This is a genomic window from Pseudescherichia vulneris (genome assembly GCF_902164725.1).
GTDB classification, from domain to species: Bacteria; Pseudomonadota; Gammaproteobacteria; order Enterobacterales; family Enterobacteriaceae; genus Pseudescherichia; species Pseudescherichia vulneris.
This window is the reverse complement of the sequence record NZ_LR607338.1, coordinates 1,080,318-1,080,817: the sequence shown is the minus strand read 5'-3', so window position 1 is coordinate 1,080,817 and position 500 is coordinate 1,080,318. Positions and strand designations below refer to the sequence as shown.

At 62.6% G+C, this 500-nt stretch carries 1 protein-coding gene; it reads right to left on the bottom strand.

Features of this window, described 5'->3' with window-relative positions:
• Positions 1-500: cytochrome ubiquinol oxidase subunit I (locus tag FN633_RS04395; protein WP_154058822.1), on the bottom strand; the 500-nt coding region annotated here is incomplete at both ends.

Below are 500 nucleotides of genomic sequence, written 5' to 3'. Positions count from 1 at the left end.
ATCGGGGTGACGAACAGCAGCAGCCACAGGCCCCAGGAGAACATCAGCCGTGCGCCACGGTTATCCGGACGTTTTAGCAGGTGCCAGGCCCCGGCGGCGGCGATAAGACAGGCGGTGGCAAGCATTGCCGCCAGCGTCATGTGGACAAAACGCCAGGGGAAAGAGGGGTTAAAGATCACCGCCCACCAGTCGACGGGCTGAAATCGGCCATCCGCCCCGGTGATAAAACCCGCAGGCGTCTGCATCCAGGAGTTGGCGGAGAGGATCCAGAAGGCGCTAAAAATCGACCCGATGGCCACCATACAGGTCGCGAAAAAGTGCACCCACGGGCGCACCTTGCCCATGCCGAAGAGCACCACCCCCATAAACCCGGCCTCAAGGAAAAAGGCGACCAGCACCTCCATGTACATCATCGGCCCCATGACCGCGCCGGCGCGGTTAGCGAGCGCACCCCAGTTGGTGCCGAACTGAAACTCCATCAGCACGCCGGTCACCACGCC